The organism is Streptomyces sp. NPDC002994, assembly GCF_040611155.1.
In the GTDB taxonomy this organism is placed as follows: Bacteria; Actinomycetota; Actinomycetes; order Streptomycetales; family Streptomycetaceae; genus Streptomyces.
In genome coordinates this window covers 123,855-137,689 of sequence record NZ_JBEXNQ010000012.1, presented here as the reverse complement: position 1 = coordinate 137,689, position 13,835 = coordinate 123,855, and the positions used below count along the sequence as shown (strand labels likewise).

Genomic DNA, 13,835 nt, shown 5'->3' with positions numbered 1-13,835 from the left:
GCGAGGGGACTGGCGAGGTGATGTCCGAGGGGGCGGTCGGCGGCTTGGGGCAGGGATCCGGCCAGGCAGTGGGCGATCTCGAGAGGCTGGCGAGAGCGGCGTTGACCCGGGTCATCGAGCCCGGGGACGAGGTCGGCGGGCGGTGGCTTCGGGAGTGCGGGGCGGTGGAGCTGATGCGCAGGCTGACCTCGCTCGATTTCGACGATGCGGCCGAGGTGCTGACCGGCGTGACGGGGAAGCGGCTCGGCGGCTACCGGATGCGGGCGGCGGCCGCCGACCCCGTGCGTGACCTGGCGGCAGTGGCCGAGGTCGGCGGCCGCTTCGTCTGCCCCGGCGACGAGGAGTGGCCCGGGCAGCTCGACGACCTGGGTGACGGCAGACCGGTCGGGCTGTGGGTGCGGGGGCGGCCGCATCTGCGGATGTGGGCGCTGCGGTCCGTCGCCCTCGTCGGGGCACGGGCCTGCACGTCGTACGGCGCGCACATGGCGGCGTCACTGGGCGCCGGGCTCGCGGAGCGCGGCTGGGTCGTGGTGTCCGGGGCGGCGTTCGGGGTTGACGGCGCCGCCCATCGGGGGGTGCTGGCCGCAGGCGGCGCCACCGTGGCGGTGCTGGCGTGCGGGGTCGACGTGGTGTATCCGCGCGGGCATGCGGAGTTGATCGGACGCATCGCCGAACAGGGCCTGGTGGTCGGCGAGTTGCCGCCCGGCGGGCATCCCACACCCAGCCGGTTCATCCTCAGGAACCGGGTGATCGCGGCCCTTACCCGGGGCACGGTCGTCGTGGAGGCGGAGTACCGCAGTGGCTCGCTGGTCACGGCGCGCAGCGCGCAGCGGCTCGGGCGTTTCACGATGGGCGTGCCGGGCCCCGCCACCAGTGGACTCTCGGCCGGCGTGCACGAACTGCTGCGGGGCGAGGGTGTGCTGGTCACCGACGCCGCGGAGGTGGTGGAACTGGTCGGGGACATCGGCGATCTGGCCCCGGCGCGCCGGGGGCCCGTACTGCCCAGGGATCTGCTGGATCCCCTCGCGGCACTCGTGCTGGAGTCCCTGCCGGCCCGGGGCTCCGTCGACGCGCGCGGCGTCGCCCGCGGAGCGGGGACCACCCCCGACGACGCGCTCGGCAAGCTGTACGAACTGCACTCCTTGGGGTTCGTTGAACGCAGGGGTGACGGCTGGCAGTTGACGCCCGGGGCCATACACCATGCGAACGTGCGGCGAGGCGGTACTTGACCAGCGGCATTCGGGTGAAAAGGTACTGGTGATGACCTTCTCAGCCCTCCCGGACCGCTCTCCGGGGCTGTCGTACACGTTGACGGCCCCGGGGCGGGGTGTGCCTCACGGCATTCATCTTGAAGGGGGGCATCCCATATCCTGCGCGGACTGCGACACCTCAGTCACGCTACGCTCACGAGGTTCCCGCCCAGACGCACGATCCCCCCGACGTCACAGCAGAACGGCTCAAGGCAACGCATGCCCCAGCACACCTCCGGGTCTGACCGCGCGGCAGTGCCACACGCGGCGCGTGGCAGCGTGCGGCCCCCCGCACCCTCGTCGCTCGACGAGTTGTGGCGGTCGTACAAGACCACGGGCGACGAGCGGCTGCGGGAGCAGCTGATCCTGCACTACTCGCCGCTGGTGAAGTACGTCGCGGGGCGGGTGAGCGTCGGGCTGCCGCCCAATGTCGAGCAGGCCGACTTCGTCTCGTCCGGAGTCTTCGGGCTCATCGACGCCATTGAGAAGTTCGACATCGAGCGGTCGATCAAGTTCGAGACATACGCGATCACGCGCATCCGCGGCGCCATGATCGACGAACTGCGGGCGCTGGACTGGATCCCGCGTTCGGTGCGACAGAAGGCCAAGGCGGTCGAGCGCGCCTACACGACGCTGGAGGCGCAGTTGCGCCGTACGCCCTCCGAGAGCGAAGTCGCCTCGGAGATGGGCATCCTGCTCGAAGAACTCCATGCTGTTTTCAGCCAGTTGTCGCTGGCGAACGTCGTCGCCCTGGAGGAGTTGCTGCACGCCGGGGGTGAGGGTGGCGACCGGCTGAGCCTCATGGACACGCTGGAGGACACGCACGCCGACAACCCGGTCGAGGTGGCCGAGGACCGGGAGTTGCGCCGGCTGCTGGCCCGGGCGATCAATACGCTGCCCGAGCGGGAGAAAACCGTGGTCACGCTGTACTACTACGAAGGCCTCACGCTGGCTGAGATCGGCAATGTGCTGGGGGTCACCGAGAGCCGGGTGAGCCAGATCCACACGAAATCGGTCCTCCAGCTGAGGGCGAAGCTGGCCGACGCGGGGCGTTGACCGCGGCGCTGAATCGTCCCTGCCGCGCTCGTTGAGTCGTCCGTTACGTCGTCGGGTGCGTCGTCATCGCGGCGGCTCATCCGTAGAGTGGGACCGTGCCAAGGATTCGAGCGGCCTCGGTGGCCGAGCACCGGACGATGCAGCGCGGCGCCCTGCTGGACGCCGCCCGCTCCCTGCTGTCCGAAGGCGGTACGGAAGCGCTGACCTTCCCCGCCCTCGCTGAGCGCACCGGGCTCGCCCGGTCGTCCGTGTACGAGTACTTCCGATCGCGGGCCTCTGTGGTTGAGGAGCTGTGTGCGGTCGACTTCCCGGTTTGGGCTGCGGAGGTCGAGAACGCCATGGAGTCGGCCGATACGCCGGCGGGCAAGGTCGAGGCGTATGTACGGGCGCAGCTGGTCCTGGTCGGCGACCGGCGTCACCGGGCCGTCGTCGCGATCTCCGCGAGTGAGCTCGATGCGGGTGCGCGGGAGAAGATCCGCGCTGCGCACGGTGGGCTGGTGACGATGATCGTCGCGGCGCTGGGGGAGCTGGGGCATGAGCAGCCCCGGCTGGCGGCGATGATGCTTCAGGGGGTTGTTGACGCTGCGGTGCGTCGTATTGAACTTGGTGCGGCCGAGGATCCGGGCGTGATCGCGGATACGGCTGTCGCTATGGCGCTGCGGGGCGTCCAGGGCTGACCCTCGGCTCGCGCCTGCGGCGGTCCTTTCCCCACCCCGCCCTCGTCCCGAACTGGGGCAAGCCCCAGACCCCAGACCGCACAGACGCCCTCCGGGCGTGTCCTCGAACGCCGGACGGGCCGAAGGGGGCCGGGGGTAGCTGGGGCCAGCCCCAGACCCCGCTCCTCAAACGCCGGAGGGGCTGGACTTTGCCCGTCGGTCGGGTCGGCTGCCGTCGGCGCCGGAGGCTGCGGGAAGCCGAAGACCGGCAGCAGCCGTGGCGGACCCCGGTGGAGCAGATGGGGTGGGAGCAGCATCAAGGGGTTCAGGTAGGTCTTGCCTCGGAGTAGGCCCCAGTGCAGGCAGGCGGTCGGGCAGTGGAACGGGCCGGGCTGGAGTACGGCCACCACTTGGCCCGCGGTTACCTCGTCGCCCTTCGCCACCAGCGCGCGCACCGGTTCGTACGTCGTGCGCAGGGGTGGGTCGCCCGTGTCCGGCAGGGTGATGGACAGGACTCCGCGTCCGGCTACCGGGCCCGCGAACGAGACCCGGCCGGCGGATGACGCCCGTACCGGGTCTCCCGGCGCCGCCGCCAGGTCCACGCCGCGGTGGCCCGCCGCGTAGGGGGACGGGGGTGGCTCCCAGGCCCGTACGACCAGGGGGCGCTCGCCCACCGGCCACACCGCCGCCTCCGGGAGCCGGGTGGACATCGCGGTCATGAGGATCAGTACCAGCGCCGTCATGGGGTGCATGACCGAACCGTCGCGTGATCGGGCGATTCGTGGGGATCATGGCCCCGATCTGTGGATTGGCGGCCGGTTGTGGACATCGCCGTCACCCGGCACCGCATAGGTCCCGTACACTTCTTGTGGCGATCCGGGTCACCGGGTCGACTTCGCACGCCCCGCCACCACACCCTCTTTGCGGTCGGTGGCCGCGCCGCTCGGTCCCTTGTGGCACGGCGCATGGGGCGTCAGGCGTGACCGCAATCCTGCGGTCGCGGCAAACCGAGTAACTCAAGGAGTACGGCCATGGCCGTCGTCACGATGCGGGAGCTGCTGGAAAGCGGCGTCCACTTCGGTCACCAGACCCGTCGTTGGAACCCGAAGATGAAGCGATTCATCTTCACGGAGCGCAACGGCATCTACATCATCGACCTGCTCCAGTCGCTGTCGTACATCGACCGCGCCTACGAGTTCGTCAAGGAGACCGTCGCCCACGGCGGCTCCATCATGTTCGTCGGCACCAAGAAGCAGGCGCAGGAAGCGATCGCCGAGCAGGCGACGCGCGTGGGCATGCCCTACGTCAACCAGCGCTGGCTCGGCGGCATGCTGACCAACTTCTCCACCGTCTACAAGCGCCTTCAGCGTCTGAAGGAGCTTGAGCAGATCGACTTCGAGGATGTGGCCGCGTCCGGCCTCACCAAGAAGGAGCTCCTGGTTCTCTCCCGCGAGAAGACCAAGCTGGAGAAGACCCTTGGCGGTATCCGCGAGATGTCCAAGGTGCCCAGCGCCGTCTGGATCGTGGACACCAAGAAGGAGCACATCGCCGTCGGTGAGGCGCGCAAGCTCCACATCCCGGTCGTCGCGATCCTCGACACCAACTGTGACCCCGACGAGGTCGACTACAAGATCCCGGGCAACGACGACGCGATCCGCTCCGTCACCCTGCTCACCCGCGTGATCGCCGACGCCGTCGCCGAGGGCCTCATCGCCCGTTCCGGCGCCGCGACCGGCGACCAGAAGCCGGGCGAGAAGGCCGCTGCCGAGCCGCTCGCCGAGTGGGAGCGCGACCTGCTCGAGGGCGACAAGAAGGCTGATGAGGCCGCTCCGGCCGCCGACGCCGAGGCCGCTGTCGAGACCTCCGCCGAGACCGAGAAGGTCGCCGACGCCGAGCAGGCCGACGAGGCTGCCGCTCCGGCCGTCGACGCCGAGCAGGCCGACGAGGCTGCTGCCCCGGCCGCCGAGGCCGAGCAGGCCTGACACCCGTCACGGTTGACGACGGCGGGGGAGGGCGCGACGAGCGCCCGCCCCCGCCGCCACCCGTAGATCTTCGCTTCGACTTCGAGAGAGATTCACAAATCATGGCGAACTACACCGCCGCGGACGTCAAGAAGCTCCGTGAGCTCACCGGCGCCGGCATGATGGACTGCAAGAAGGCGCTCGACGAGGCCGACGGCAACGTCGACAAGGCCGTCGAGGCCCTGCGCATCAAGGGTCAGAAGGGCGTCGCCAAGCGCGAAGGCCGTTCTGCCGAGAACGGTGCCGTCGTCTCCCTCATCTCCGAGGACAAGACCTCCGGCGTCCTGCTCGAGCTGAAGTGCGAGACGGACTTCGTCGCCAAGGGTGACAAGTTCCAGGCCGTCGCCAACACGCTCGCCGCGCACGTCGCCAAGACGTCCCCGGCCGATGTCGCGGCGCTGCTCGCCTCCGAGATCGAGCCCGGCAAGACCGTCCAGGCGTACGTCGACGAGGCCAACGCCAACCTCGGCGAGAAGATCGTCCTGGACCGCTTCGCGCAGTTCACCGGCGGTTACGTTGCCGCGTACATGCACCGCACCATGCCCGACCTCCCGCCGCAGGTCGGCGTGCTCGTCGAGCTGGACAAGGAAAATGCCGAGATCGCGAAGGATGTCGCTCAGCACATCACCGCGTTCTCGCCGAAGTACCTGAACCGCGACGAGGTCCCGGCCGAGACGGTCGAGAACGAGCGTCGCGTCGCCGAGGCCACCTCCCGCGAGGAGGGCAAGCCCGAGGCGGCTCTGCCGAAGATCGTCGAAGGCCGTGTCAACGGTTTCTTCAAGGACGTCGTCGTGCTGGAGCAGCCGTTCGCCAAGGACAACAAGAAGTCCGTCCAGAAGGTTCTGGACGAGGCCGGCGTCACGCTGAAGCGCTTCTCGCGCATCCGCGTCGGCGGCTGAGTCCGTACGCGATCGACCCAAGACCCCGATAGGGTCTGACGCAGTCGTCCGCGTGCGCGCCGGACGACCGCAGATCTGACGAGGAGGCCATTGCCGTGAGGGAACCGCGAGGATCCACCGGCAATGGCCTTCTTCGTATGTGCACGAGGAGATCTCCATGAAACAGGGCGCGGACGCCAAACAGTCTGCCGACGACAAGATCGACAACGGCAAAAAGGTCGGCCGCTTCATGCTGAAGCTGTCCGGTGAGGCGTTCGCCGGCGGTGGAGGGCTCGGCGTCGATCCCGACGTCGTGCACAAGATGGCGCGTGAGATCGCCGCGGTCGTACGCGACGGCGCCGAGATCGCCGTCGTCATCGGCGGCGGCAACTTCTTCCGTGGTGCCGAGCTCCAGCAGCGCGGCATGGACCGGGCGCGCTCGGACTACATGGGCATGCTCGGTACGGTCATGAACTGCCTCGCCCTCCAGGACTTCCTGGAGAAGGAGGGCATCGACTCCCGCGTCCAGACCGCCATCACCATGGGCCAGGTCGCGGAGCCGTACATCCCGCTGCGCGCCGTACGCCACCTGGAGAAGGGCCGCGTCGTCATCTTCGGCGCCGGTATGGGCATGCCCTACTTCTCCACGGACACCACCGCGGCGCAACGCGCCCTGGAGATCGACGCCGAGGCCCTGCTCATGGGCAAGAACGGTGTGGACGGCGTCTACGACTCCGACCCCAAGAAGAACCCGGACGCGGTGAAGTTCGACGCGCTGGAGTACGGCGAGGTGCTCGCCCGCGACCTCAAGGTCGCCGACGCCACTGCCATTACCCTCTGCCGCGACAACGCGCTTCCGATCCTTGTCTTCGAGCTGCTGGCCGAGGGCAATATCGCGCGCGCCGTCAAGGGTGAGAAGATCGGCACCCTCGTGAGCGCGCAGGGCACCCGGAGCTGATCCGAAGCGCCCTGTGAGGGGATAGACAAAGCCCTGGCGGTCGGACACCGTGCAGGACAAGACGCGGGTTACGCCGGGCCTGAATGCTGAGTTCCGGGCCCACTCAAGACATGCAGGAGCAGTGGTGATCGAAGAAATCCTCCTCGAGGCCGAGGAGAAAATGGAGAAGGCCGTCGTGGTGGCCAAGGAGGACTTCGCCGCGATCCGCACCGGCCGTGCGCACCCGGCGATGTTCAACAAGATCGTGGCCGACTACTACGGTGCGCTGACGCCGATCAACCAGCTCGCCTCGTTCTCGGTCCCCGAGCCGCGGATGGCGATCGTGACGCCGTTCGACAAGAGCGCGCTGCGCAACATCGAGCAGGCGATCCGCGACTCCGACCTGGGCGTCAACCCCAGCAACGATGGCAACATCATCCGGGTGACGTTCCCCGAGCTGACGCAGGACCGCCGCAAGGAGTTCATCAAGGTCGCCAAGACCAAGGCCGAGGACTCCAAGATCTCGATCCGCGCCGTCCGCCGCAAGGCCAAGGAGACCCTCGACAAGCTCGTCAAGGACAAGGAGTCCGGCGAGGACGAGGTCCGCCGTGCCGAGAAGGAGCTCGACGACACCACCGCGAAGTACGCCGCGCAGGTGGACGAGCTGCTGAAGCACAAGGAAGCCGAGCTGCTCGAGGTCTGATGAACGACTCTTCCTGGGGGGCCCCGGCGCGCGGCGGCCACGCCGCTGCGTGGGGACCCTCCGACCAGGGGCCTGCCCCGGCGGGTCCCGCCTACGATGCGCAGCAGGCCGAGCAGACTCGCCCCATGCCCATCGTGCCGCCCGAGGAGCCCATGCCCACCCCGCCGCAGCCCCCGCAGAAGAAGCGTGCGGGGCGTGATCTGCGTGCCGCCATAGGGGTGGGCGCGGGACTCGGCGTGGTGATCGTCGCGTCGCTGTTCATCTGGAAAGCCGCTTTCGTCGGCGTGATAACGGTCGCCGTGGTGGTCGGGCTGTGGGAGCTGACTTCGCGGCTGGAAGAGCGCAAGGGGATCAAGGCTCCGCTGGTGCCGCTCGCGGTCGGCGGCGCGGCGATGATCGTGGCCGGGTACGTCAGGGGCGCGGAGGGCGCGTGGGTCGCCATGGCGCTCACCGCGCTCGCGGTGCTGGTCTGGCGGATGACCGAGTCGCCCGAGGGCTACCTCAAGGACGTTACGGCGGGCGTCTTCGCGGCGTTCTACGTGCCGTTCCTGGCGACCTTCGTCGCGATGATGCTGGCGGCCGACGACGGTGCGCAGCGGGTGCTCACCTTCCTGCTGCTGACGGTGGTCAGCGACACCGGGGCGTACGCCGTGGGCTGGCGCTTCGGCAAGCACAAGCTCGCGCCGCGGATCAGTCCCGGGAAGACCCGGGAAGGGCTGGGCGGCGCGGTTGCCTTCGCGATGGCGGCGGGCGCGGTGTGCATGGAGTTCCTCGTGCACGACGGGACCTGGTGGCAGGGACTCGTGATCGGTTTCGTGGTGGCCGCGAGTGCGACGCTCGGTGACCTCGGCGAGTCCATGATCAAGCGCGATCTCGGCATCAAGGACATGGGCACGCTGCTGCCGGGCCACGGCGGAATCATGGACCGGCTGGATTCGCTGCTGCCGACCGCTCCGGTGGTCTGGCTGCTGCTGGTGATCTTCGTCGGTACGGGCTGAGCTTGGGTTTTCGCTGTCAAGGGTCCGTCGTCCACAGGGCGACGGACCCTTTCTGTATGTCTGCGACACTGGTAAGACCATGCCTGTACCTGGAGAACTCACTTTCGTCGCGCCGCGCGGAGCCAAGAAGCCGCCGCGGCACCTCGCCGACCTCACGCCCGCCGAGCGCCGCGAGGCCGTGGCCGCGATCGGTGAGAAGCCGTTCCGCGCCAAGCAGCTTTCGCAGCACTACTTCGCGCGGTACGCGCACGACCCGGCGGAGTGGACCGACATCCCCGCCGGCGCGCGCGAGAAGCTCCAGGCGGAGCTGCTGCCCGAGCTGATGACCGTGCTGCGGCATGTCAGCTGTGACGACGACACCACCCGCAAGACCCTGTGGAAGATGCACGACGGGACGCTCGTCGAGTCCGTCCTGATGCGCTATCCGGACCGGGTCACGATGTGCATCTCGTCCCAGGCCGGGTGCGGCATGAACTGTCCGTTCTGTGCCACCGGGCAGGCCGGTCTCGACCGCAATCTGTCGACCGCCGAGATCGTGCACCAGATTGTCGACGGCATGCGCGCGCTGCGCGACGGTGAGGTTCCCGGCGGCCCCGCGCGGCTGTCCAACATCGTCTTCATGGGCATGGGTGAGCCGCTCGCCAATTACAAGCGTGTGGTCGGTGCGATCCGCCGGCTGACCGACCCGGAGCCGGACGGGCTCGGGCTGTCGCAGCGCGGCATCACCGTGTCGACCGTGGGCCTGGTGCCCGCGATGCTGCGGTTCGCCGACGAGGGCTTCAAGTGCCGCCTCGCCGTCTCGCTGCACGCGCCCGACGACGAGCTGCGCGACACCCTCGTGCCGGTCAACACGCGCTGGAAGGTGCGTGAGGTCCTGGACGCGGCATGGGAGTACGCCGAGAAGTCCGGCCGCCGTAGCTCCATCGAGTACGCCATGATTCGCGACATCAACGACCAGGCGTGGCGCGGTGACCTGCTGGGCCGCCTCCTCAAGGGCAAGCGGGTGCACGTCAACCTGATCCCGCTCAACCCGACCCCGGGCTCGAAGTGGACCGCGTCCCGTCCCGAGGACGAGAAGGCGTTCGTCGAGGCGATCGCAGCCCATGGCGTGCCCGTGACCGTACGGGACACCCGTGGCCAGGAGATCGACGGAGCGTGCGGACAGCTGGCGGCCACCGAGCGATAGGCCGGTGAGGGGCCCGTGTAACGTGGGCCGCACATTTACATATTCCGACAGGGGAGCGCCACAGCGCTGAGAGTGCGGTACGCCGCAGACCCTCTGAACCTTGCCCAGGTCATTCTGGGTAGGAAGTTCGGTCGCTACTCGAGCTGTTGCGCCCTGCCCGTTTTCTGCGGGCAGGGCCGCGTCTCTTCCTGGATGTGCCATCCCAGGAGGAATTCAGTGAGCACCACCAAGAAGTTCGCGGTCACGGCTCTGGCCGCGGCCCTCGGCGTCTCTACGCTCGCCGCATGCGGGGGCGGCAAGGACGACTCCGGGTCCGGCGACGGGCAGCAGAAGTCCAAGACCGTGACGCTCGTCAGCCACGACTCCTTCAACGCCTCCGACGCCGTACTGAAGGCGTTCACCAAGGAGACCGGCTACACGGTCAAGGTTCTCAAGAGCGGGGACGCAGGCGCCGCCCTCAACCAGGAGATCCTGACCAAGGGCTCACCGCGCGGCGACGTCTTCTTCGGCGTCGACAACACGCTGCTGTCGCGGGCGCTGGACAACGGAATCTTCACGCCGTACGAGGCCAAGGGGCTCGACGGGGTACCGGAAGATGTTCAGCTCGACAGTGGAAAGCACCGGGTCACGCCTGTCGACACCGGCGACATCTGCGTCAACTACGACAAGAAGTACTTCGCCGACAAGAAGCTCGCGCCGCCGAAGTCCTTCGACGACCTGATCAAGCCGGCGTACAAGAACCTCCTCGTCACCGAGAACGCCGCGACCTCGTCGCCCGGCCTCGGCTTCCTGCTCGGCACGGTCGGGCAGTACGGCGACGACGGCTGGCAGGGTTACTGGAAGAAGCTCAGGGCGAATGGCGTCAAGGTCGTCGACGGCTGGGAGCAGGCGTACAACGAGGAGTTCTCGGGGTCTGCCGGCGGTAAGAAGGCCAAGGCCGACCGGCCGCTCGTCGTCTCGTACGCCTCCAGCCCGCCCGTCGAGGTGCTGTACGCCGAGCCGCAGCCCAAGGAGGCGCCGACCGGCGTCGCGACCGGCACCTGCTTCCGGCAGACCGAGTTCGCCGGACTGCTGACCGGGGCGAAGAACGAGGAGGGCGGCAAGGCGCTCATCGACTTCCTCATCGGGCAGAAGTTCCAGGAGGACATGCCGCTGAACATGTTCGTGAACCCGGTGGTCAAGGACGCGAAGCTGCCCGAGCTGTTCACGAAGCACGGCGTGGTCGTCGACAAGCCGCAGACCGTGGCCCCGGACAAGATCGCCGACAACCGTGAGCAGTGGGTCAAGTCGTGGTCCTCGCTCGTCCTGAAGTAATCAAGGCGAAGGCGAAGGCGACCAGAGACGTGCGCGGGAGCGCGGTGCGGTTCGGTCTCCTGACCGTGCCCGTCGCGTTCTTCGCGGCCTTCTTCGCCTACCCCGTGGCCGCGATCGTCGGCCGCGGGCTCAAGGTGGACGGCGTCTGGCAGCTCGGCCGGATCGGTGAGGTGCTCGCCGATCCGCACATCGCGGATGTTCTGTGGTTCACGACCTGGCAGGCTCTCGCCTCGACCGGGCTGACTCTGCTGATCGCGCTTCCCGCTGCGTACGTCTTCGCCCGGCTCGACTTCCCCGGCAAGCAGCTGCTGCGCGCCGTGATCACTGTGCCGTTCGTGCTGCCGACCGTCGTCGTCGGGACCGCGTTCCTCGCGCTGCTCGGGCGGGGCGGGCTGCTGGACGAGCTGTGGGGCGTACGGCTCGACACCACCGTGTGGGCGATCCTGCTCGCGCACGTCTTCTTCAACTACGCGGTGGTCGTACGGACCGTGGGCGGCCTGTGGTCACAGCTCGACCCGCGTCAGGAAGAGGCCGCTCGGGTGCTCGGCGCGGGGCGGTTCGCCGCGTGGCGGCGGGTGACGCTGCCGGCGCTCGTGCCGGCCGTCGCGGCCGCGGCGCTGATGGTCTTCCTGTTTACGTTCACCTCCTTCGGCGTCGTGCAGATCCTCGGCGGGCCCGCCTACTCCACCCTCGAGGTGGAGATCTACAGGCAGACCGCGCAGTTCCTGGACCTGCCGACCGCTGCCGTGCTCACGCTGGTGCAGTTCGCGGCGGTGGGCGCGATCCTCGCCGTACACGCGTGGACCGTTCGGCGCAGGGAGAGCGCGCTGAAGCTGGTCGACGCGGCGCGGACCTCGCGGCCGCCGCGCGGGGCCGGGCAGTGGGCGCTGCTGGGGGGAGTGCTCGCGACGGTGGTGCTCCTGATTCTGGTGCCGCTCGGGGTGCTCGTCGAGCGGTCGGTGGACGGGCCGGACGGGTACGGGTTCGGGTACTACCGGGCGCTTCAGTCGGCGGCCGCGAGCGGGGGCACGTTCCTCGTACCGCCGCTGGAGGCGGTGTGGAATTCGCTCCAGTACGCCGTGGTGGCCACCGCCATCGCGCTGGTCGTCGGCGGGCTCGCGGCGGCGGCCCTGACCCGGCGGGCGGGGCGGCTGGTGCGCGGTTTCGACGCGCTGCTGATGCTGCCGCTGGGGGTGTCGGCGGTGACGGTGGGCTTCGGTTTCCTCATCACGCTCGACCGGCCGCCGCTGGATCTGCGTACGTCGTGGATTCTGGTGCCGCTGGCTCAGGCGCTGGTGGGTGTGCCGTTCGTCGTACGGACGATGCTGCCAGTACTGCGGGCGGTCGACGCGCGGCTGCGCGAGGCGGCGGCGGTGCTCGGGGCCTCGCCGCTGCGGGCGTGGCGGGAGGTCGACCTGCCGATGGTGCGGCGGGCGCTGCTCGTCGCCGCCGGGTTCGCCTTCGCCGTATCGCTGGGCGAATTCGGGGCGACCGTGTTCATCGCGCGGCCCGACAATCCGACGCTGCCGGTGGCGGTGGCGCGGCTGCTGGGGCGGGCGGGGGACCTCAACTACGGGCAGGCGATGGCCCTCAGCACGATTTTGATGGTGGTGTGCGCGGTGGCGTTGTTGGTTCTTGAGCGTGTTCGGCCCGACCGTTCCGGATCCGGGGAGTTCTGATGTTGCGGCTGGACGGGGCGACCGTACGGTTCGGGAAGCGGGCGGTGCTCGACTCCGTGGACCTGGAGGTCGCCGACCACGAGATCGTGTGCGTGCTCGGGCCGAGCGGCAGCGGGAAGTCCACGCTGCTGCGGGTCGTCGCGGGGTTGCAGGCGGCGGACGCGGGACGGGTGCTGCTCGACGGGCGCGACCAGCGCGGGGTGCCGGTGCACCGGCGGGGCGTCGGCCTGATGTTCCAGGATCACCAGCTCTTCCCGCAGCGGGATGTCGGCGGGAACGTCGCCTTCGGGCTGCGGATGCGGGGGGAAGGGAAAGCGGAACAGGCGCGGCGGGTCGGTGAGCTGCTGGAGATGGTCGGCCTGCCGGGCGCGGGGCGGCGCGCGATCAGCACGCTGTCGGGCGGTGAGCAGCAGCGGGTCGCGCTGGCGCGGGCGCTGGCTCCGGAGCCGAAGCTGCTGATGCTGGACGAGCCGCTGGGGCAGCTGGACCGGGGGCTGCGTGAGCGGCTGGTGGTGGAGCTGCGGCAGCTTTTCGGGCGGCTGGGTACGACCGTGCTGGCCGTCACCCATGATCAGGGCGAGGCGTTCGCGCTCGCCGACCGGGTGGTGGTCATGCGGGAGGGTCGGATCGCGCAGACCGGTACGCCGCTGGAGGTCTGGCAGCGACCGGCCTCCGAGTTCGTCGCGCGCTTCCTGGGCTTCGACAATGTGGTGGCGGCGACGGTCAGTGGCGAGGCGGCCAACACGGTGTGGGGCAAGATCCCTGTCCCGGCGGGGACGGCCCAGGGGGAGGCGCGACTCCTGGTCCGGCCGGCGGGCGTCAGGATGGTGCCGGCCGAGGACGGGCTGCCGTGCGTGGTGACGGGGCGGACGTTCCGGGGCAACCATGTCGCCGTACTGCTGCAGCCGGTGGGCGCGCCGCTGCTGGAGGCGGAGTGCGCGTTGCGGGACGCGCCGGACGAGGGGGCGGAGGTGGGGGTCGCCTTCGCGGCGGAGGAGGTTGTAGTGCTGGCGGGGTCCTCCGCCGGCGACGACGGGCCGCGGGGCGGCGGCGATCACAGCGAGCCGCGCACGGCGGATCGCCGCGTCTGACCGGGGCACGCGTATCGCCGTGGAGGTGTTCGGTGCGGGTGGCGCGGGCCGGCGCCACGCCGTACG

The 13,835-nt window shown here is 69.4% G+C and carries 12 protein-coding genes, 1 pseudogene and 1 riboswitch; of the genes and pseudogenes, 12 read left to right on the top strand and 1 reads right to left on the bottom strand.

Going from position 1 to position 13,835, the window contains the following annotated elements; genetic code table 11:
* The first annotated feature begins 20 nt into the window (after window positions 1–20).
* The 3 genes from dprA to ABZX79_RS18105 all read left to right on the top strand — a co-directional run bounded on the left by dprA (window position 21) and on the right by ABZX79_RS18105 (window position 2,983).
* Window positions 21–1,229, top strand: a complete 1,209-nt coding sequence (dprA, locus tag ABZX79_RS18115) for a DNA-processing protein DprA (protein WP_355258293.1) — start codon at window positions 21–23, stop codon at window positions 1,227–1,229.
* 240 nt (window positions 1,230–1,469) lie between these two features.
* A complete protein-coding gene (gene whiG, locus ABZX79_RS18110) occupies window positions 1,470–2,306 on the top strand; it encodes an RNA polymerase sigma factor WhiG (RefSeq protein ID WP_355257995.1) in 837 nt (278 codons plus the stop codon).
* A 119-nt stretch (window positions 2,307–2,425) separates the two neighbouring features.
* A complete protein-coding gene (locus ABZX79_RS18105) occupies window positions 2,426–2,983 on the top strand; it encodes a TetR/AcrR family transcriptional regulator (RefSeq protein ID WP_214976790.1) in 558 nt (185 codons plus the stop codon).
* A gap of 224 nt (window positions 2,984–3,207) precedes the next feature.
* On the opposite strand, the pseudogene ABZX79_RS18100 reads toward ABZX79_RS18105, so the two are convergent.
* A pseudogene (locus ABZX79_RS18100) lies at window positions 3,208–3,642 on the bottom strand (M23 family metallopeptidase); the annotation flags it as partial.
* Window positions 3,643–3,993: 351 nt separating this feature from the next.
* On the opposite strand from ABZX79_RS18100, the gene rpsB reads away from it, so the two are divergent.
* From rpsB to ABZX79_RS18055, 9 genes are all read left to right on the top strand, one after another.
* Complete coding sequence (gene rpsB, locus ABZX79_RS18095) at window positions 3,994–4,944, top strand: 30S ribosomal protein S2 (protein WP_355257992.1); 951 nt, start codon at window positions 3,994–3,996, stop codon at window positions 4,942–4,944.
* Window positions 4,945–5,045: 101 nt separating this feature from the next.
* On the top strand, window positions 5,046–5,882 hold the full coding sequence (gene tsf, locus ABZX79_RS18090; protein WP_355257989.1) for a translation elongation factor Ts: 837 nt from the start codon (window positions 5,046–5,048) through the stop codon (window positions 5,880–5,882).
* Between the two features lie 157 nt (window positions 5,883–6,039).
* Entirely contained in the window at window positions 6,040–6,819 is a 780-nt protein-coding gene (gene pyrH, locus ABZX79_RS18085; RefSeq protein ID WP_355257986.1) for a UMP kinase, read from the top strand.
* A 124-nt stretch (window positions 6,820–6,943) separates the two neighbouring features.
* Window positions 6,944–7,501, top strand: a complete 558-nt coding sequence (frr, locus tag ABZX79_RS18080) for a ribosome recycling factor (RefSeq protein ID WP_355257983.1) — start codon at window positions 6,944–6,946, stop codon at window positions 7,499–7,501.
* Window positions 7,501–8,499, top strand: a complete 999-nt coding sequence (locus ABZX79_RS18075; protein WP_355257980.1) for a phosphatidate cytidylyltransferase — start codon at window positions 7,501–7,503, stop codon at window positions 8,497–8,499. The genes frr and ABZX79_RS18075 overlap by 1 nt, the downstream gene beginning before the upstream one ends.
* A gap of 79 nt (window positions 8,500–8,578) precedes the next feature.
* Window positions 8,579–9,685, top strand: coding sequence for a 23S rRNA (adenine(2503)-C(2))-methyltransferase RlmN (gene rlmN, locus ABZX79_RS18070; protein WP_355257977.1), 1,107 nt, complete (start codon window positions 8,579–8,581; stop codon window positions 9,683–9,685).
* A 39-nt stretch (window positions 9,686–9,724) separates the two neighbouring features.
* Window positions 9,725–9,828, top strand: a riboswitch (TPP riboswitch).
* A gap of 73 nt (window positions 9,829–9,901) precedes the next feature.
* On the top strand, window positions 9,902–10,999 hold the full coding sequence (locus tag ABZX79_RS18065) for a thiamine ABC transporter substrate-binding protein (protein ID WP_355257974.1): 1,098 nt from the start codon (window positions 9,902–9,904) through the stop codon (window positions 10,997–10,999).
* Between the two features lie 44 nt (window positions 11,000–11,043).
* Window positions 11,044–12,678: an iron ABC transporter permease gene (locus ABZX79_RS18060; protein ID WP_355258290.1), complete on the top strand. Its 1,635-nt coding sequence runs from the start codon at window positions 11,044–11,046 to the stop codon at window positions 12,676–12,678.
* A complete protein-coding gene (locus tag ABZX79_RS18055; protein ID WP_355257971.1) occupies window positions 12,678–13,769 on the top strand; it encodes an ABC transporter ATP-binding protein in 1,092 nt (363 codons plus the stop codon). Before ABZX79_RS18060 ends, ABZX79_RS18055 begins: the two co-directional genes overlap by 1 nt.
* Window positions 13,770–13,835 lie beyond the last annotated feature (66 nt).